Genomic DNA, 18476 nt, shown 5'->3' with positions numbered 1-18476 from the left:
GGAGATCTCGCCTGCGGCGGGATTGAGGCATAGTAAGGGCATGATTGCAGACACTCCCGGATCTCGCCGACTCTTGGTCCTGAACGGCCCCAACCTGAACCTGCTCGGCACGCGCGAGCCCCAGGTGTATGGCACCGCAACATTGGCGGACGTGGAGAAGCTAACCACCGAGGCCGCAACGGCGCACGGCTGGAGCGCCGAGTGCGTGCAGTCCAACCACGAAGGCGCGCTGATCGATGCGGTCCACGCTGCCCGGGACACTGCCGATGCGATCATCATCAACCCGGGGGGCTACAGCCATACCTCCGTGGCCCTCCGCGACGCGCTAGCCGGTGTGGCACTGCCGGTGGTGGAAGTGCACATCACCAACATCCACAAGCGCGAACAGTTCCGCCACCACTCCTACATTTCCGGTGTGGCCGACGCTGTGATCGCGGGCGCAGGCATTGCCGGCTACCGGTTGGCGGTCGAATACCTAGCCGAGGTCCTCTAGCCGGACAGCCTCTAGCGGGTCACGCACTGGCCGGCGGAGATGGTCTCCTGGTAGCCAGGTGCTGCATCCACCACCGGTTGGACCTCTTCCAGCGTCAGCGCATAACCCACCGGCACGTTCTGGGTGGACTTCGCGAACACCACACCGGCAACGTTGCCGTCGGCGTCCAGCAGCGGCCCGCCCGAGTTGCCTTGCTTCACCTCGGCGGCCAGGGTGTACACCTGAAGCGAGGACGGGTCCGCACCGTAGATGTTCTGGACCAGCACCTGGGATCGGCCTTGGACGGTGGCCGGGTTGCTCTGGAAGGGGCCGCCGGCAGGGTAGCCCTGGAAGGCAGCGAAGTCGCCTTCGGACAGTTCACCGCCCAAGGGCAGCGGCCGAACGTTCAAGTCGTCCACGGCAATCACCGCCAGATCGCGCACCGCGTCGAAGAACACCACTCGGCCGGGCAGCACCCGCCCGTCCGGGATCTCCACCACCGGTTCATTGACGCCGGCCACTACGTGCGCGTTGGTCATCACCCGGTTCGGCGCCACCGCAAAGCCCGAACCCGTCTGGTTCTGTCCGCATTGGAAGGCCGTTCCGGCGATCCGCAGCACCGATGCCGATGCCTCGTTCAGCGCCGCGGTGTCAGTGCTGGCGTCGGGGATCTGCGCCGGTGCCCGCGGCGCCTGCGGATCGAGCACCAGCGGGATGCCGTCGGCCACCACGGCGGAACGCACTTGGGCCGCCCAAGCCTTCACCGGATTCGGGGTCAGGTGCTCGATGGTCGCAATCACCTTTGACCCAGCGATCTGCTGGGAAATAACGGGCACGCCCATGGTGCCCAGGCTGAACGCCAGCATGGACATCACCAGCGCGGTCACGGCCAGGTTCATGGCGCCACCCAGCAAACGGTCCACCGGCCGCAGCGGCGGGAAGTCCATCCGCCGCCGGATGCCGGCGCCGATTCCGGATCCGAGGGCATGACCCAGCACCACCAACAACACCGCCACGGCGATAGTTGCAGTGAGCCGCCATCCGCTGTCCGGCACCCACTGACTGACCAGCGGGATCGCGAAGAAGGCCGCCACCGCTCCGGCGACGATGCCAACAATGCCGCCGAGCGTGACCACAAACCCCTTGCGCAGGCCTGAAACCAGGTAGGACAGGAGGATCAGAAGCAGGACGATGTCCAGGATGGTCAGGCCGAAAATCACACATTCTCCGTAGCGGTCGGATGTGCACTAGTCTAAGCCGTCCACCTGTGGGAATTATTCAGGCAGTCTGGCCGTTGACCACTCCGGTAGATGCTGCGCGGCCGACGACGCCGCCGGTTTTCCCGTCCTCTGGGAGCGAAAAGCCTTGTGGAAGATGTCACAAACGCTTTACATACGGCAAAATGGAGCCAGTGCCCCCACGGGAGAGCAGCCTGACAGACGCCGAACAGTACTAAATTTGGAGAATTCATGGACGTAGAGATCCTTCGCCGCGCACCTCTTTTTGCCACCCTTGACGACGACGTATTTGCAGCGCTGACCGACGAGTTGACCGAGGTCGACCTGTCCCGCGGCGCTTCGGTGTTCCGCGAAGGTGACCAAGGCGACCAGCTCTATTTCATCGTCTCCGGCAAGATCAAGCTGGGCCGCACTGCCAACGACGGCCGCGAGAACCTGGTGGCCATCCTCGGCCCGGGCGAACTCTTTGGCGAAATGGCCCTGTTCGACCCGAGCCCGCGCAGCACCTCGGCAACGGCTGTTTCCGAAACCCGCCTGGCCGGACTGAAGAACGAGAACCTGCGCGGGTTGCTGGAGACCCGTCCCGAGGTTTCGGCGCAACTGCTGCAGGCCTTGGCGCGCCGCCTCCGCCGCACCAATGACTCGCTGGCCGACCTTGTCTTCTCCGACGTTCCGGGCCGTGTGGCCAAGGCCCTGCTGGATCTGGCCGACCGCTTCGGCCGCCCGGCCACGGACGGCATCCTGGTGGCGCACGAGCTGACCCAGGAAGAGCTGGCCCAGCTGGTTGGCGCCTCCCGTGAAACCGTGAACAAGGCCCTGGCCGAGTTCGTCCAGCGCGGCTGGCTGCGCCTGGAAGCACGCGCCGTGGTCATCCTGGACATCCAGCGTCTGCGCCAGCGTTCTCGCTGATTCTCCACTGAAAAGTACGACGGCGGGGGCTCACCTTAAGGTGGGCCCCCGCCGTCGTACTGGCTGCGTGGTGATGGACAGTTCGCTCAGCGCCCCCGCTGAACGGCTCCGCCCTCGGCAGCGGCGCTGGCCACAACCTGCAGCATGGGCACGCCATCCACCAGAACCAGCTCCGGGTGGTAGATCCGCTGCGGACGTTTGTGGGAGAGGTAGGCAATGCAGCCGCGGGCCGACGCGATCTTCTCGACGATGATCTCTACCGCCGGCGACGTCACTTCGCTGAACGTGAGTCCCCGGGTGTCCGGCTGATCCACCAGATCGCCCAACGCCGTGGTTTCCCGCCCCGCCATCAGCTCCTGCGCCGACAGCCAGGCGGCCCACACGCCCTTGCTCTCCAGCAGGGACGGCCGCTGGTTGGCCGGCTGGGCGGCCGCGAAATAGCGCGTGTCGAAGCGGCGGTGGGCGAAGTCCGGGCTCAGCCAGTTGGACAGCGGCTTGAGCAAATCAGTGCGCACACCCAGCCCACGCCGGGAAAGTGCCTCGGCGAAAGACTTTTCCTGTCCGGCCACCGCCTCGCGGGTACGCATCCAGTCGGCGCCGGAGGTTGATTCCGGCAAGCTGGACTCGTCAGGGCCGGCCAACAGCACACCGGTTTCCTCGAACAGCTCGCGGATTGCGGCCACCACATGCCCCTGGGCAACGCGAAGGTCGTTGATCCCCATCGTCTCGGCCCACTTAGCCGGCGACGGCCCGAACCAGGTGACGGGCTCGCCGTCGGCATCGTCCACGCTGCCGCCGGGAAACGCCACAGTGCCCAAAGGAGAGGAGCCCGAACGGTATCCGAGGTAGGTTTCCGTGCCGGCAGCCCCGTCCCGGACCAAGACCACGGAGGACGCCAGGCGCGGCTTCCGCGGTGAGCGTTCCCCGTGCTCGAACCAGCTGTGGGCCGCCCCCAGTTGGTCCGGAGCCAGTGGGAACAGCCGTTGCTCCTCTCGAAGCGGACTAGCTGAATTCGGCAATCAGTTCTACCTCAACCGGCGAATCCAGCGGCAGCACTGCCACGCCGACGGCGGAGCGCGCGTGGGCGCCGGCGTCGCCGAGAACTTGTCCCAGCAGCTCGGACGCCCCGTTGATCACGCCCGGCTGGCCGGTGAAGGCGGGATCGGACGCAACGAAACCTACAACCTTGACGATCCGGGTGATCCGGTCCAAGTCGCCGATGACGCTCTTGACCGCTGCCAGCGCATTCACCGCGGCCGTCGCAGCCAGCTTCTTGGCCTCCTCGGCGCTGACCAGGCCGGCTCCGTCGCCCACCTTGCCCACAGCCGGCAGTTCTCCCTTGACAAACGGCAACTGCCCGGAGGTGTAGACGTAGTTTCCTGTCACTACCGCCGGCACGTAGGCGGCCACCGGAGCAGCGACCTCCGGTACAGACAGGCCCAGGCCGGCGAGCCGCTCTTCGACGGCGGACATCCGGGCTTCGGTCGTTCCGCTCATGGCTACTGCTTCTCCCTCTTCAAATAGGCGACCGGGTTGGTCCCGTTCGGGCCAGGGAACACCTGGACGAGCTCCCAGCCGTCGTCGCCCCACTGGTCAAGAATCTGCTTGGTCGCGTGGATAATGAGCGGAATTGTCGCGTATTCCCATTTGGTCATGAATGAAAGCCTAGCGCTTGCTTGTAAAGTGGACCCCATGGCCGCTCGCAAATCCCCCTTCTTCGACACTGCGACCACCCTCGGCAAGATCGTTGGCTTCCTGGGTATCAGTGCGCTCTGTGGCGTGCTCGCCGCAGGACTGCTGGTCCCGGCCGCTGCCGTAGCCGGTGTCGGAGCGACCTCCTCGATCGAGTACTTCGACCAGCTGCCGGACGAACTCCAGACGCAGCCGCTGTCCCAGCCGTCGCGGATCCTTTCCTCCGACGGCAAACTGATCGCTACGTTCTACGCCGAAAACCGCGTCCCGGTCAGTCTGGACAAGGTTTCCCCGCATATGCAGAACGCCATCACCTCCATCGAGGACGTGCGCTTCTACGAGCACAACGGCGTGGATCCCCAGGGCATCATGCGTGCGGCCGTGACCAACTTGGCGGGCGGAGACCTGCAGGGAGCGTCCACGTTGACCATGCAGTACGTGAACAACGTCCTGATCGACGCCGGTGCGTCCGCGGGCAAGGGAGCCGACGAGCTGACCATCAGCGGCACCAAGGACATTGGCGACAAGCTCCGCGAGGCGAAGCTGGCCATCGCCGTCGAGAAGGAATTCAGCAAGGAAGAGATCCTGCAGGGCTACCTGAACATTGTGCTGTTCAGCGGCCAGGTGTACGGGATTGAAGCCGCTGCCAAGACGTTCTTCGGCGTTTCCGCCGCGAAACTGACCATTCCGCAGTCGGCCATGCTGGCCGGCATGGTGCAGTCGCCGAACTACTTCAACCCGGTGAACAACCCAGAGGCCACACTGGAGCGGCGCAACACCGTGCTGGCGGCCATGCTCAGCGCAGGCAAGATCACCAAGGCGGAATACGACGAAGCCGTCGCCACCGACCTGGATCTCAACCTCAAGCCCGTCCGTTCCGGCTGTGTGGCGGCCAACTTCGCCGATTACTTCTGCAGCTACGTCCAGCACGCGATCATGCAGTCGGACGCCTTCGGGAAGGACTCCACCGAACGCGCCAAGCTGCTGGCCCGCGGCGGCCTGACCATCAAGACCACGCTCGACTCCCGCCTCCAGAAGGAAGCCCAGAAGCAGATCGAGCAGGAAGTCCCGAAGGGCGATAAGTCCGGTGTCGGATCTTCCATGGTTTCGGTTGAGCCGGGCACCGGCAAGATCCTGATGATGGCCCAGAACACCAAATACAGCCCGGAAGACGGGGCGGCCAACACGGAGCTGAATTACAACGTGGACGCTGATATGGGCGGCGGCAACGGCTGGCAGCCCGGCTCCACGATGAAGCCCTACACCACCGTCGCCTGGCTGGAAGCCGGCAAGGCGCTTAATGCCTCGGTCGATGCCCGCCGCACCGAGTACCCGGCGCAATACCCGTGGAAGGCCAGCTGCCTGCCGCCGGACGCCTGGTTCAGCGAGTGGCCGTTCAAGAACGCACTGCCCGGCTACGAGCGCAGCATGACCGCCAGCCAAGGCCTGACCTGGTCGATCAACTCCGCCACAGCCGCAATGGCCGCGCAGTTGGACCTGTGCGACATCCAGGACGCTGCTACCCGGCTTGGGGTACGCACGGCCACGGACAAAGAGCCGATCAGCATCGAGCACCCGTCCTTCATCATTGGCACGACCAACGTGTCCCCGATGACAATGGCCGCCTCCTTCGCGGCATTCGCCAACGGCGGTGTGTACTGCAAGCCGATCGCGCTGGCCTCCGTCACGGACGCCGCGGGCAACAAGTACAAGGTCCCGAAGAAGTCCTGTGACCGGGCGATCTCCGAAGACGTCGCCGCCGCCGTCAGCGTCCCGCTGGAAAACCTGGTCAACCTGCGGCTCGGAGCGATCCACCCGATCGGTGTTCCCGCCGCTGCCAAGACCGGTACCACGGACAAGTCCGAGTACACCTGGACCGTGGGCTACACCAAGGGCATCTCCACTGCTTCCTGGGTGGGCAACCCCCACGCTTACAAGTCGATCAACAACATCCCGATCAACGGCGTGACCCGCAGCTATGTTGACGGCGCGACCATCGCCGGTGGCCAGTGGACCGGCTACATGGAGAAGGTCGCGGGGTTGTACAAGACCGGTGGCTTCGGCTCCGCACCCAGCAGCATGCTCTATCCGCCGCAGCCCAAGAAGGTCGAGACCGACGATAAGAAGAGCTCGGATTCCGGCGACAATGACGGCGGCGGTGACTCCGACAACGACTCCGGCGACTCGGACAACGGCAACGGCAACGGAGGCGGCTCCGACAACGGCGGCGGCAACGGAAACCGCAACGGGAGCGATGACTGACCGTGGACGCTGAAGCGCTGCGAGCACGGCTCCGCACCGCAGGCAAGCTGGCCCTTGGGGCTGCTGCCGCGGGCGGGGCCGCGCTCGTTTACGGCTCGGTCATCGAGCGCAACCTCTTCGGACTGCGCGAAGAAACGCTGCCCATCCTGCCGGCCGGGCAGCGGCCGCTGAAGATCCTGCACCTGGCCGATATCCATATGACGCCCGGACAGACGCTCAAGCAGAAGTGGCTGCGGCGACTGGTTGCACTGGAACCCGATCTGGTGGTCAACACCGGTGACAACCTCAGCCACCGCCAAGCAGTGAAGCCCCTGCTGGACTCGTTGGCTCCACTGATGGACGTGCCGGGGGTTTTCGTTCCCGGCTCCAACGACTACTACGCCCCGGTGATGAAAAACCCGTTCTCCTACCTCACCGGACCGTCGAAACAGCCCGAGGACTACAGTTCACGGGAGCTTCCATGGCGCGAAATGCACGCCGCTTTCGGCACCGCCGGCTGGATTGATTTGACCAACAGGAACCAGTCGTTGGTAGTGGGCCGAGTGCGTTTGGACTTCACCGGCGTGGACGATCCGCACCTGCAGCGTGACCGGTACGTGGGCTTTCCCAACGGCTCCAGTTCTGCGGACAGCGCAGCCCATCTACGCATCGCCGTGGCGCACGCGCCGTACCAGCGTGTGTTGGACCAGTTCACCGCGGGTAACGCCGATTTGATCCTCGCCGGACATACTCACGGAGGCCAAGTCTGCCTGCCCGGTTACGGGGCCCTGATCAGCAACTGCGATCTGCCGACTTGGCGCGCCCGTGGCCTGACGTACTGGGATTATCAGGGGCGCAGCGTCCCGTTGAACGTCTCGGCAGGTTTGGGAACGTCCCGGCTGGCTCCGATCCGGTTCGCATGCCGCCCGGAAGCAGTGCTGCTGACGCTGACGCCTTCACCGTCCGCCACCGCCGGTGGCGCCCCCGCCGGAGGGCTCCGGCTCGGCTGAGCGTTCAGGTCATAGCGCTGCCGCTTCTAGAAAGCACCGCGTTGCCGATTGGCGGCGCACGATTCACCTCACCTTGCGGCGTGCGCCCGCTGCCGTCCCGTTCGCGGCCCGGGGCGGCAACGGCCGGACCGGAACCTGGGTTTGCCAGTACGTGTTTCGGAGCGGTTTGCGGCGGGGATCGATGTAGTCGGGCGGGGTGAACCAGGGGATGTCTTGGAGGACGTTGATTTCCCAGTTGCCTTGCTCGATCAGGTCGTGGTGCGCGCCGCAAAGACAAACGCCGTTGTTGACGTCCGTCCGGCCGCCGGCCCACCAGGGCACGATGTGGTGTGCCTCGGTCCAAAGTGCGGGCATGGTGCAGCCAGGAAAGGCACAACCTTTGTCCCGCGCTATCAGCGCCTTGCGGATGGCCCGGCTGAAAAAGCGTTGGGACCTGCCCAGGTCCAGGACCTCGCCCTCGGAGCCGAGGACCGCGGGAATGATGTCAGCATCGCAGGCCATCCGGCGCACCGTTTTAGCCGAGAGCGACCCGTTGTAGACGGCACTGCCGCCGCCCGAGAGCAGCCCGGCGAGTTGTTCATACCCGCTGGTGACGATCATCTGCGTGCGCAGCCCGCCGGATTCCGGGAGCTTGTCAACGTTCAGGGCGATCCGGCAGGCACCGATCAGGCCTGCCAGAAGTTTCTGCGCCCGGGTGAACTGATCAAGACCCGTTAGGACCACGGGATCGACACCTTCGGGAACTATCCCGTCGGAGTCAGTGCCCTCTGGGACCGCGTCCTCGGGAGCCATGCCTTTGGAGTCGTGGTCCGCAGCGGCTGTATCTGCGTCGGGATTGTCTGTGTTGGCGGCGCCGTCACCGATGCCTCCCTGACCGGGGCCGGTTGCTGCCGCTTCGATGGCTTCCGGGCGGATGCGCGGGTTCGCGGCGCTGTTCATCACCGTGGCGAGGAGTTCGTACTGGTCGTCGGTGGTGTTGATGACGAACTGGTGCAAGCCTCGCCGGCGCCCGCGGTAGAACATGCCCTGCCGGGCCCGCAACTCCTCTTCGGAAGGTTCCGCACCGTCCTGGTCCACGGCTGTTTCCCAGGTCTTGGCGACCATCGCCAGCGTGTCGGTGTCAGTTTCAATGGCCTGGGCGACCAGCGAGGCTTCCATCGCCTCCAGGGTCCCGGGATCAGCGGCGTGACGGGCCCGGCCGAGGGAATCGGTAATGAGGGCCGCGTCTTGGCCGCTGACGTCCCCACGGGCCATGGGGTCTGCCAGTACTGGCAGATCCGGGATACCGGCTCCGCCGTCCAGCCTGGCCGGGGCACTCACGGCCTTGCCGACCCGCAGCCGCCGCCGCGCTTCAACGATGCTGATGCCCAGCCGCGAGCGCAGGTACTCGGCGTTGTTAGGGAATTCGGTCTTGCGGCGGCGCTGCCGTTTCTCCGGCCCAGCACCATCAGAAATGCCGGGGCCGTCAGCACTCTCGGGGAGCTCTCCGCCGCCCGCGGTGATGGCTGCGGCCGGATCAGCCCACTCCCCCGCCATCCCGGGAGCGCAGTAATCGGCGAAGGCTGTGGTGCGGGCGGCGGATTCCCCATTGGCGGCAAGGTCGGCGCGCTCCACGGCATGCGCGCCCGCCGCCTGCAGGTATTCCAGGGTCTTCGAAACGTCCTCGACCGCCACCACCCTGTTGGCCAGATCCCGGGAGGACAGCAACGGCGCTTCCGCCACGAAGCGGTCAGCAATGTCCTGGAGCATGGCGCGCACCTCTGCCAGAGACGTTGCCGTCTCCTCGGTCCGTTCCATCGCTGCAAGCGCCATACCACAATTTTATTCGCACACAGCTTCGACCCCTAGCGAAAGTCCGCAAATGTGTAGGAGTAGTCTGCACCGGCGCCGGGACCCTCGCGAGCAGAGCGAGCCCGAGTTTTAGGGCTACCGCACAAGAAAGCCTCCGACGGCGCACCGAGACTTGCTAGGCGACGGGCTTCGTCTGAGGCCGTCGGAGTTACCGCCGGCGAGCACAATTAGGAAACGGTTGTCTGAGCACGCGCGGCCCGCCATCGGAACCAACCGAAAAGGTAGAGCAGCCCGGACAGCACGGTCATGGTCAGTCCCTCCAGCAACCAGATGACTCCCGGGCCCGCTGAGCCCGGGGTTGCGATGGCATTGGTCAGCCCCATCAGCGACAGGACGATGCCGAGCCACCACGCCTCAACCACTCCACGCGCCAGGCCAAAATACAGCAGCATGGTGAGGGCGTTGACCAACAGCGTCTGGACTATCACGGACACGCCCGTCATGTGCATCATCATCATCGGCAGGGTCTGGATGCAGTCGACCACAACTGTCAGCACAACGAATGCAGCCGCGGCAAGCCAATCCTCCCGCTGCGCAGAATGCACGGCAGGAAACCCGTCGGCCGCGCGCTTGCCCCACCGCCACCAGCCGTACATTGCAACCGCCGGTAGCAGCAGGAATGCGAAGCTGAACCCGCCGCTCGCCGCCATCCAAACCAGAGCCCCGGCCGGTTCCACCAACAGCACCAGCCAGCCTGCCCGTTTCCGCAGCGCCAGCAGTAGCACCGTCAGCATTCTCAACAGTGGGAGGAGCACCCAAATCACGACTGTATCAACGCTGCTGAATGCCTCGATCAGTGCCATGCGCTCCCCTGGTGAACGGTTTCGCCAACACTACCAAGCACTACCGCTGGAGCAGGTGCATCACCGCAGGCACCATCTGGGTGACCGGCGCCTCACGTGGCTCGTTAGGATGGTTGCTGCGGTGCACAAGGCACCACTGACGAACACATCCGATGAATCGATGAAATGACTGAGCTTTCCCTCTGGCGGACCATTGCCAGGCTCAAGGACTATGTACGGCCCATCCTGCCCCGGCTGATTATGGGATTCTTCAGTGCCCTCGGTGCCAGCCTCGTGGCGTTGGCCATTCCGCAGGTGCTCCGCGGGCTCGTCGACACCATCCACACCGGAGGCGATCCTTCCGAAGTCTGGGGCCCCGCCGTCGTCATTGCCGTGCTGGGCCTGGCCGAAGCGGGCCTGGTGTACCTGCGGCGGGTTTTCGCGATCGCGCCGGCCACGGATGTGGAGATGGGCATGCGCACCCGCCTCTACAAGCATGTGCAGCACTTGCCGGCCGCCTTCCACGACCGGTGGGGGTCGGGCCAGTTGCTTTCCCGGGCGATGGCCGACCTGGGGCTGATCCGCCGCTGGCTGGCGTTCGGATCGCTGATGCTGGTGGTCTCCTTCGTGACGGTGGCCGTGGGCCTGGCGTTGATGTTCGCGCTGAACCAACTGCTGGGACTGATCTTTTTGGCCGCTGCCGTGCCGCTTATCTGGCAGGGGTTCCGCTTCCGCACGGCATTCGGTGCCTCCTCCCGGCTCAGCCAGGACCAGGCCGGAGACCTGGCCACCACGGTGGAGGAATCGGTGCACGGCATCCGCGTACTCAAGGCTTTCGGCCGGGGCCCGTACGCCTTGGACAACTTCCACGGGCAGGCGGAAGAACTACGCCAGACCGAACTGGCCAAAGCCCGCACGCTGTCCAAGTTCCTGGCCACCGTTGTTTCCCTGCCGGACCTGGTGCTGGGCGCCGCCCTGGTCATCGGCATCATCCAAGTAGCCGGCGGACACATGACCGTGGGCGAGCTGGTCGCCTTCTTTGCCACCGCGGCAGTGGTGGCCGGGCCGGTGGAAGCGATCGGATCCCTGATGGGCATGACGCTGACGGCCAAGACGGCCCTGGACCGGCACTTCGATGTGATGGACACGGAAAACACCATCACGGATCCGGAAGAACCGCGGCGGGCGGGCTCCGTCAGCGGGGACCTGCGCCTGGCCGGCTTGGTCTTTCGCTATCCGGACGCCGCGCCCGGCACGGCACCGGTCCTCGACGGCGTGGACCTGCACGTACGCGCCGGCGAGACCATGGCACTGGTGGGCGTGACCGGCTCGGGCAAGAGCACGCTGCTGCAGTTGGTCCCCCGGCTGTATGACGTTTCCGACGGCGCCGTGTTCCTGGACGGTACGGACATCCGCCGCTTCCCGCTCACCGAACTGCGCAGCCACGTGTCGGTGGCCTTCGAAGACTCCACACTGTTCTCCACCTCGGTCCGGGAGAATGTGCTGCTGGGCGCCCGGCCCGGCGGCGAAAACCCGGACGAGCTGCTGGCCCGCGCGCTCGAGGTGGCACAAGCCCGGTTCGCCTACGATCTGCCGCACGGGGTGGAGACGAAGATCGGTGAGGAAGGGCTGAGCCTTTCCGGCGGGCAGCGGCAGCGGATCGCGCTCGCCCGGGCCATCGCGGCCCGTCCTGCCGTGCTGGTGCTGGACGACCCACTCTCGGCCCTGGATGTGCGGACCGAAGAAGCGGTGACGCAGCGGCTGCGCGAAGAACTGCAGGGTACGACGACCCTGATTGTGGCCCACCGGCCCTCAACCGTGGCGCTGGCGGACCGGGTGGCGTTGCTGCAGCACGGGCGCATCGCCGCCGTCGGGACCCACTCCGAACTGCTGCGGGCTAACGAACACTACCGCTACGTGATCGCCTCGCTGGCGGCCGAGCCCTCCGTCGAAGACGTCCTGGACGCGAAGGAATCCCGATGAGTTCCATGACCGGAGTCGCCGGCGAAGACAACATCAACCTGGACAAGGCCGACCGCAAAGCCGTCCGCCGGCGGTCGCTGCACCTGTTGGGCGAACTGGTCTCCCCGCACCGGCGGCTGTTCGCGCTGTCCGTAGTGCTGGTGGTGGTCAGCAATGCCGCCCGCGCGGCTGGCCCGGTGCTGGTGGCCTTCGGCATCAACAACGCCCTGCCGGCCTTGACCGGCGGCGACGCTGCCCCGCTGGTGCTGGTAGGCGCCGCCTACGCGGCCATCGCGGTCGCCGGCGGCTCGCTGCTGGCCGCCTACACCTACGTCACCGCCCGGCTCAGCCAGGCCATGCTGCTGGCCCTGCGCGTGCGGGTTTTCCGGCACACCCAGCGGCTCAGTCTGGAGTTTCACGAAACCTACACCTCCGGCCGGATCATCTCCCGGCAGACCTCTGATCTGGAGGCGCTGCGGGAGCTGCTGGACAACGGCGTCACCCAGCTGACCTCCGGGGTGATGTTCATGCTCTTCACTGCCATCAGCATCGTGGGCCTGGACTGGAAGAGCGGCGTGATCATCCTGATCGCCGCCATTCCCATCGCCTTCGTCACCCGGTGGTACCAGAAGGGTTCGGAGCTGGCGAACCGCGCGTCCCGGGTGGTCTCGGCCCGGCTGATCGTGCACTTCGTGGAAACCATGACCGGCATCCGGGCGGTCAAGGCCTTCCGCCGCGAGCGGGACAACGCCGCACGGTTCGACGAGCTGGCCGGCAACTACCGCCGTGCCACCCTGCGGAACATCAAGTACTTCGGCGTGCTCCAGCCGGCATTGAACGGCATCGGCAACCTGACCGTGGCCGCGGTGCTGCTGATCGGCGGCTTCCGCGTGCTGGACGGCGACCTTGCCATCGGCACGCTGGTGGCGGTGCTGCTGGCCACCAAGCAGGTCTTCCGCCCCACCGAACAGATCGCCATGTTCTACAGTTCGTTCCAATCTGCCTCGTCGGCGCTGGAAAAAGTCTCCGGGTTGCTGGAGGAGGAACCCACCGTGGTCCCGCCGGCAACTCCTGTTCCGCTCAAGAACGCCCGGGGCGCAATCCGGTTCCGCGACGCGGTCTTCGGCTACGGCGACGGGCGGCTGGTGCTGCCGCAGCTGAACCTGGACATTCCCGCCGGCCAGACCGTCGCCGTCGTCGGTCAGACCGGAGCCGGCAAGTCCACGGTCGCCAAGCTGATCGCCCGCTTCTACGACCTGACCTCGGGCTCGCTCACCCTGGACGGCGTGGAGCTGCGGCAGCTGTCCAACGAGGACCTGCGCCGCGCCGTCGTCATGGTGACGCAAGAGGCATTCCTGTTCAGCGGCAGCGTCGCGGAGAACATCGCCCTGGGCAACCCGCAGGCCAGCCGCGGGCAAATCGAAGATGCCGCCCGCGCCGTCGGCGCCCACGAGTTCATCCTGTCCCTGCCGGAGGGCTACGACACCGACGTGAACAAGCGCGGCGGTCGCGTCTCCGCCGGCCAGCGGCAGCTGGTCTCCTTCGCCCGCGCGTTCCTGGCGGATCCCGCCGTGCTGATCCTGGATGAAGCCACCGCCTCGCTGGACGTCCCGAGCGAGCGCCAGGTCCAGGAAGGCCTGCAGACGCTGCTCGGCAACCGCACCGCGCTGATCATCGCGCACCGACTGTCCACCGTGGAGATTGCCGACCGCGTGCTGGTGATCCATGACGGCCGGGTGGTGGAGGACGGGTCCCCCGCAGAGCTGATCGCCGGCAGCGGCCGCTTCGCGCAGCTGCACGCCGCGTGGAAGGATTCACTGATCTGATCCCGGCGGGTGGCCGGACGCCGATTTCTCGTTTCGGACCTGTCTCCGCTATCCTTGAACAGTTGCTTTCGCGGTTATCATAACGACGGCGGGGCACCGGTATCGGGGTGTGGCGCAGCTTGGTAGCGCGCGTCGTTCGGGACGACGAGGTCGCAGGTTCAAATCCTGTCACCCCGACCAGATAAGAACTCCCGCTGCTCTCCGGAGCGGCGGGAGTTCTTGCTTTTCCTCCTCCCCAACCCGATTTGTACCGCCGGGAAGTTGTGAACCCGCCCCTAAAGCGGGAAGTATGGACCCATGGCTTCACAGCAGCGCTCGGCGCTCATCGTAGGGGCCGGAATCGCCGGGCTCGCCACTGCGCGGGCCTTGCAGCGAACCGGCTGGAAAGTCCATGTGGTCGAGCGCTCCGGAACGCTGCAGCCGATGGGTACCGGAATAACCATCTGGGCGAACGGGACGCGCGCCTTGGAGCGCCTCGGTTTGCTCGGCGCCTTCCAGGACGCCTCGCTCCCGGTCGGCGGCAGCTCCCACGACCAGTTCGGCAACGTGCTCGCCAGCTTCAGCAGCGATGACATGCGCCACCGGTACGGCCACCCCCTGCGGGCGATCCACCGCTCGGACCTCACCACGCTGCTGAACGACTCGCTGTACGTCAACACCGTCCACCTGGGCCTGCAGGCAGTGAAGTTCCGCCGCGATCCGCACGGCGGCACCGTCATGCTGAACAATGGTGGCAACATGCACGCCGACCTGGTGATCGGCGCCGACGGCCTGCGCTCGCTGGTCCGGCACGATCTGGTGGGCGACGGTGCCCCTCGTGCCTCCGGCATCACCGCGATGCGAGCCGTCTGCCCCATCGGCGATCTTGATCCCGAATGGCTCCCGTGGGGTGAATCCTGGGGCAACGGAGAGGTCTTCGGCATGGTCCCGCTGCCCGGCGGGCTGGTCTACTGGTATGCCACCATGCCGAATGCGGCATTGGCGCAGGACGGCGACGTCCTCTGGCGTACCCTGGCGCTGCAGCGCTTCGACAGTTGGCACCCGGCCATCCGGGGGGTCATCCTCGCCACCAAGAGCCAAGACATCATGGCCCACGAGCTCTTCGACCGGAAGCCGGTCCTGGCTTGGTCCGGCAGCCATGCCACGCTGGTCGGCGACGCCGCACACCCCATGCTGCCGTTCCTCGGCCAAGGTGCGGGCCAGGCCCTCGAGGACGCCGTCGCACTGGCCGATGCACTCGCCGCGGATTGGAACATCACCAGCGCCCTGCGCAGCTACGAACAGGCGCGGGCACCTCACACGGCCAAGGTGGTGAAGGGCTCACGCAAAATGGCCAGCATGGCCCGGGAGCAGAAGCCGTGGAAGCAAAAACTCCAGCGCTCGATGATCAGCATGTTGCCGCAGGCACTGGTGTACCGGCAGTTGGACGACGTCGTCGGCCGCGTTAAAAGCTAATCCGTCACGCACCAGCTGACCGCACCATTGACGGATGCCCGCGCGCGTACTGGAATAGAGGTAACTCCGTCCCTCAGGGGTGCAGATGTTCCTTGCACAGTTCGCGCAGCTGGCCGTGGCCACCGTGGTGCTGGCGGCTGTGGTTTTCCTGACCTCTTACGCGGTCGAACGCGGCCTGCGCCGCTCCCCTGACGCCGATACGGCGTTCTGGTACTGCTTTTCCGGGCTCTGCTGCGCGCTGACCGTGGTGCTCGCCGCCGCTGCGCTCTTCCCGGCGGCCGTGCCGCTCTGGCTGCTGCTCGCCGCCGGTTGCGCCGCTCCCGCTGTCTGGCGGATTACCCGCCGGGCCGCCGCCGCCGTCCGCTACCAGGACACGCGCGACTGGCATGAAGCGGCCGCCCGCCACGATGCTGCCCGCACCCGCTGGCTGGTGTACGAATTGGATCCGGCCCTGGCCATCGACTACCCGGACATGTCGGATGTCTCGCGGCCGGAGACAGCGGCGATGCTCCGTGCCATGAAACGCGCCGATGCGCTGCGCTCCCTGGGTCCGGCCGACGACGGCGGTGCCGGCTGCTTCGCGACGGCGGTCGCCGAAGCCGCGGCACGCCTCACAGAGGCAGAGCGGGCAGCGGGCCGCCTCCCGGAAACCGGCCCGCAAAGCCGTCTCCCGGAAGCCGGCCGAGCTTTCCTGCCGGTCAGGCGAACTTCCGGCCGGTGAGCCGCTCGTAGGCTTCCACGTAGCGGGCCCGGGTTTTCTGCACGATCTCCTCCGGCAGCGCCGGCGGCGGGGTGTTTGAGTTGTTGTTTTTGTCCCAACCGGAGGCCGGCGAGGTCAGCCAGTCGCGCACGAACTGCTTGTCGAAGGACGGCTGCGCCTTGCCGGGTTCGTACGTGTCCGCATCCCAGAACCGGGAGGAGTCAGGGGTCAGCACCTCGTCCCCCAAGGTGATCTCCCCCGTCGACGGATCGATGCCGAACTCCACCTTGGTGTCCGCCAGGATGATTCCGCGTGCGCGGGCTATCTCCTCGGCGCGGGTGTAGATCGTCAGGGTCAGCTCGCGCAGCCGGCCGGCGGTCTCCGCCCCCACGGTCTGCACCACGGCGTCGTAGGTGATGTTCTCGTCGTGCTCGCCGACCTCGGCCTTGGCCGACGGGGTGAAGATGGCCGGCTCCAGCCGGGAGCCGTCCACCAGGCCCGCGCGCAGCGGAAGCTCGCAGACCGTCCGGGATTGCCGGTACTCCTCCAGCCCGGATCCGGTCAGATAACCGCGGGCAATGCATTCCACCGGGAACATGCCCAGCTTCTTGCAGACCATCGCGCGGCCGGCGACGGCTTCGGGCACATCCGTGGACACCACATGGTTGGCTATCGGGCGCTCTCCTGCGGCGAGCTGTTCGAACCACCAGAGGCTCAACTGCGTGAGGATGCGGCCCTTGTCCGGAATCTCGCTGGAGAGCACGTGGTCGAAGGCGCTGATCCGGTCGCTCGCCACCACCAGGACGGTGTCGTTGCGCTGGTCCAGCAGGCCTTCGGCGGCGATGTCCTCGCTGGAGGTCTCCACCTGCTGGGACACGGCCGGCACGTACAGGTCGCGGACCTTGCCGGAGTAGACGTGCTTCCAGCCGGGCAGTTCCAACACGTCGGGGGCGAATGCCATGGCGTTCCTAGTCTCTCTGTGCTTCGGCCTGGGGCACGTCGTGCGTGGCCGGTTCGGGCACGGTGACTTCGCCTTGGGCTGCCAACAAGGCGATGTCGCTGCGGAACTGCGAGCCTTCGAGGCCGATAGTGCCGATGCCGTCGTAGGCCCGCTCGCGGGCTTCCACCAAGTCTTCGCCCAAGGCGACGACGGCGAGCACCCGCCCGCCGGCGCTGGTTACCTTGCCGTTCTCGTCCAACACCGTTCCGGCGTGGATCACATGCACGTTGTCCATTGCGTTGGCCTTCTTCAGCCCGCGAATCCGGTCGCCGGTGCGCGGCGTCCCCGGGTAATTTTCCGAGGCCAGCACCACTGCCACCGCGGACCTCCTGGACCACACCAGCTGTTCGGCGTCGTCCAGTTCCCCCTTGGCCGCGGCCAGTAGCAGTCCGCCCAACGGCGTCCGCAGCCGGGCCAGCACGGCCTGGGTTTCCGGATCGCCGAAGCGGGCGTTGAACTCGATGACGCGTACCCCGCGCCGGGTCACGGCCAGACCGCAGAACAGCACGCCAACGAACGGTGTGCCGCGGTTGGCCATCTCGCGGATCGTGGGCAGCGCAACGCGGTCCATCACTTCATCGACGAATCCGGCCGGCAGCCAGGGCAAAGGAGTGTAGGCGCCCATGCCGCCGGTGTTCGGGCCTTCGTCGCCGTCGAAAATCCGCTTGAAGTCCTGCGCGGGCACCAGCGGGATGGCGCGTTCGCCGTCGGAAATCACAAACAGGGAGACTTCCGGGCCGTCCAGGAATTCCTCGATCACCACGGAGCCTCCGGCGTCGAAGCAGGCCTGGGCGTGGGCCAGGGCGGCCTCGCGGTCCCCGGTCACCACCACGCCCTTGCCGGCAGCCAGTCCGTCGTCCTTGACCACGTACGGCGCGCCGAAGGCATCAAGGGCCTCAGCTGCCTCCTCGGCGTTGGTGGCCACATGCGCCATGGCGGTGGGCACGTTCGCCGCGGCCATGACCTGCTTGGCAAAGGCCTTGGAGCCCTCCAACCGGGCGGCTTCCTTGCTGGGGCCGAACACCGGGATGCCGGCCGCGCGCAACGGGTCCGCCACACCTGCGGCAAGCGGCGCCTCCGGACCCACCACCACCAGGTCGGATTCCAGCCGTTGGGCCAGCGCGGTGACGGCGGCGGGATCGCTGGCGTCCACCGGGTGGGTGGGCACGATCTGCGCGATGCCGGCGTTGCCGGGGGCCGCATGGACCTCGGTCACAAACGGATCGGCCAACAGGGAACGGATTATTGCGTGCTCGCGGCCACCGGGGCCGATCACAAGTACCTTCACAAAGAACTACCCTACTTGGCGCGGGGCGGAGCCTCGAAGTTGTTGCGCCG

General features: G+C 66.4%; 16 protein-coding genes and 1 tRNA gene. 9 read left to right on the top strand and 8 right to left on the bottom strand.

What is annotated here, in order from left to right:
- The first annotated feature begins 40 nt into the window (after positions 1 to 40).
- A complete protein-coding gene (gene aroQ / locus MNQ99_RS04135; RefSeq protein WP_241914547.1) occupies positions 41 to 493 on the top strand; it encodes a type II 3-dehydroquinate dehydratase in 453 nt (150 codons plus the stop codon).
- A gap of 11 nt (positions 494 to 504) precedes the next feature.
- On the opposite strand, the gene MNQ99_RS04130 is transcribed toward aroQ, so the two are convergent.
- Complete coding sequence (locus tag MNQ99_RS04130; RefSeq protein WP_241915263.1) at positions 505 to 1689, bottom strand: MarP family serine protease; 1185 nt, start codon at positions 1687 to 1689, stop codon at positions 505 to 507.
- 252 nt (positions 1690 to 1941) lie between these two features.
- Between MNQ99_RS04130 and MNQ99_RS04125 the strand changes: the two genes are divergently transcribed.
- Positions 1942 to 2619 (top strand): Crp/Fnr family transcriptional regulator, encoded by a 678-nt coding sequence (locus MNQ99_RS04125; protein ID WP_127512919.1) that lies wholly within the window; start codon positions 1942 to 1944, stop codon positions 2617 to 2619.
- A gap of 86 nt (positions 2620 to 2705) precedes the next feature.
- Here MNQ99_RS04125 and MNQ99_RS04120 read toward each other — a convergent pair whose 3' ends face one another.
- Genes MNQ99_RS04120 through MNQ99_RS04110 form a run of 3 tightly spaced genes read right to left on the bottom strand, consistent with a single transcriptional unit; the run spans position 2706 to position 4274 of the window.
- Positions 2706 to 3638, bottom strand: coding sequence for an NUDIX hydrolase (locus MNQ99_RS04120; RefSeq protein WP_241914546.1), 933 nt, complete (start codon positions 3636 to 3638; stop codon positions 2706 to 2708).
- Positions 3622 to 4116: a RidA family protein gene (locus tag MNQ99_RS04115; protein ID WP_241914545.1), complete on the bottom strand. Its 495-nt coding sequence runs from the start codon at positions 4114 to 4116 to the stop codon at positions 3622 to 3624. The genes MNQ99_RS04120 and MNQ99_RS04115 overlap by 17 nt, the downstream gene beginning before the upstream one ends.
- Before the next feature lie 2 nt (positions 4117 to 4118).
- Complete coding sequence (locus tag MNQ99_RS04110) at positions 4119 to 4274, bottom strand: Sp36 family protein (RefSeq protein WP_127512922.1); 156 nt, start codon at positions 4272 to 4274, stop codon at positions 4119 to 4121.
- Between the two features lie 37 nt (positions 4275 to 4311).
- Between MNQ99_RS04110 and MNQ99_RS04105 the strand changes: the two genes are divergently transcribed.
- Both MNQ99_RS04105 and MNQ99_RS04100 read left to right on the top strand, forming a co-directional pair.
- Entirely contained in the window at positions 4312 to 6573 is a 2262-nt protein-coding gene (locus MNQ99_RS04105; protein ID WP_241914544.1) for a transglycosylase domain-containing protein, read from the top strand.
- A 2-nt stretch (positions 6574 to 6575) separates the two neighbouring features.
- Positions 6576 to 7562: a metallophosphoesterase gene (locus tag MNQ99_RS04100; RefSeq protein WP_241914543.1), complete on the top strand. Its 987-nt coding sequence runs from the start codon at positions 6576 to 6578 to the stop codon at positions 7560 to 7562.
- A 63-nt stretch (positions 7563 to 7625) separates the two neighbouring features.
- On the opposite strand, the gene MNQ99_RS04095 is transcribed toward MNQ99_RS04100, so the two are convergent.
- Together MNQ99_RS04095 and MNQ99_RS04090 are read right to left on the bottom strand one after the other, a co-directional pair.
- Entirely contained in the window at positions 7626 to 9374 is a 1749-nt protein-coding gene (locus MNQ99_RS04095; protein WP_241914542.1) for a DUF222 domain-containing protein, read from the bottom strand.
- Between the two features lie 206 nt (positions 9375 to 9580).
- Positions 9581 to 10216, bottom strand: a complete 636-nt coding sequence (locus MNQ99_RS04090) for a hypothetical protein (protein WP_241914541.1) — start codon at positions 10214 to 10216, stop codon at positions 9581 to 9583.
- Between the two features lie 165 nt (positions 10217 to 10381).
- Between MNQ99_RS04090 and MNQ99_RS04085 the strand changes: the two genes are divergently transcribed.
- From MNQ99_RS04085 to MNQ99_RS04065, 5 genes are all read left to right on the top strand, one after another.
- Complete coding sequence (locus MNQ99_RS04085) at positions 10382 to 12178, top strand: ABC transporter ATP-binding protein (protein WP_241914540.1); 1797 nt, start codon at positions 10382 to 10384, stop codon at positions 12176 to 12178.
- Positions 12175 to 13983, top strand: coding sequence for an ABC transporter ATP-binding protein (locus tag MNQ99_RS04080; RefSeq protein WP_241914539.1), 1809 nt, complete (start codon positions 12175 to 12177; stop codon positions 13981 to 13983). The genes MNQ99_RS04085 and MNQ99_RS04080 overlap by 4 nt, the downstream gene beginning before the upstream one ends.
- Positions 13984 to 14086: 103 nt before the next feature.
- Positions 14087 to 14163: transfer RNA gene (locus MNQ99_RS04075), tRNA-Pro, on the top strand.
- A gap of 117 nt (positions 14164 to 14280) precedes the next feature.
- Positions 14281 to 15438: an FAD-dependent oxidoreductase gene (locus MNQ99_RS04070; protein WP_241914538.1), complete on the top strand. Its 1158-nt coding sequence runs from the start codon at positions 14281 to 14283 to the stop codon at positions 15436 to 15438.
- A gap of 85 nt (positions 15439 to 15523) precedes the next feature.
- Positions 15524 to 16159, top strand: coding sequence for a hypothetical protein (locus MNQ99_RS04065; RefSeq protein ID WP_241914537.1), 636 nt, complete (start codon positions 15524 to 15526; stop codon positions 16157 to 16159).
- Here MNQ99_RS04065 and MNQ99_RS04060 read toward each other — a convergent pair.
- Both MNQ99_RS04060 and purD read right to left on the bottom strand, forming a co-directional pair.
- Positions 16137 to 17099 carry a phosphoribosylaminoimidazolesuccinocarboxamide synthase gene (locus tag MNQ99_RS04060; protein WP_241914536.1) on the bottom strand — a complete coding sequence of 321 codons (963 nt, stop codon included), beginning with the start codon at positions 17097 to 17099 and terminating at the stop codon, positions 16137 to 16139. The genes MNQ99_RS04065 and MNQ99_RS04060 overlap by 23 nt on opposite strands.
- Before the next feature lie 7 nt (positions 17100 to 17106).
- On the bottom strand, positions 17107 to 18426 hold the full coding sequence (purD, locus tag MNQ99_RS04055) for a phosphoribosylamine--glycine ligase (RefSeq protein ID WP_241914535.1): 1320 nt from the start codon (positions 18424 to 18426) through the stop codon (positions 17107 to 17109).
- Positions 18427 to 18476: the final 50 nt, after the last annotated feature.

This window comes from Arthrobacter sulfonylureivorans (assembly GCF_022637435.1).
In the GTDB taxonomy this organism is placed as follows: domain Bacteria; phylum Actinomycetota; class Actinomycetes; order Actinomycetales; family Micrococcaceae; genus Crystallibacter; species Crystallibacter sulfonylureivorans.
Note: the sequence above shows the minus strand (reverse complement) of the source record. Positions and strands in the feature narration are given on the sequence as shown.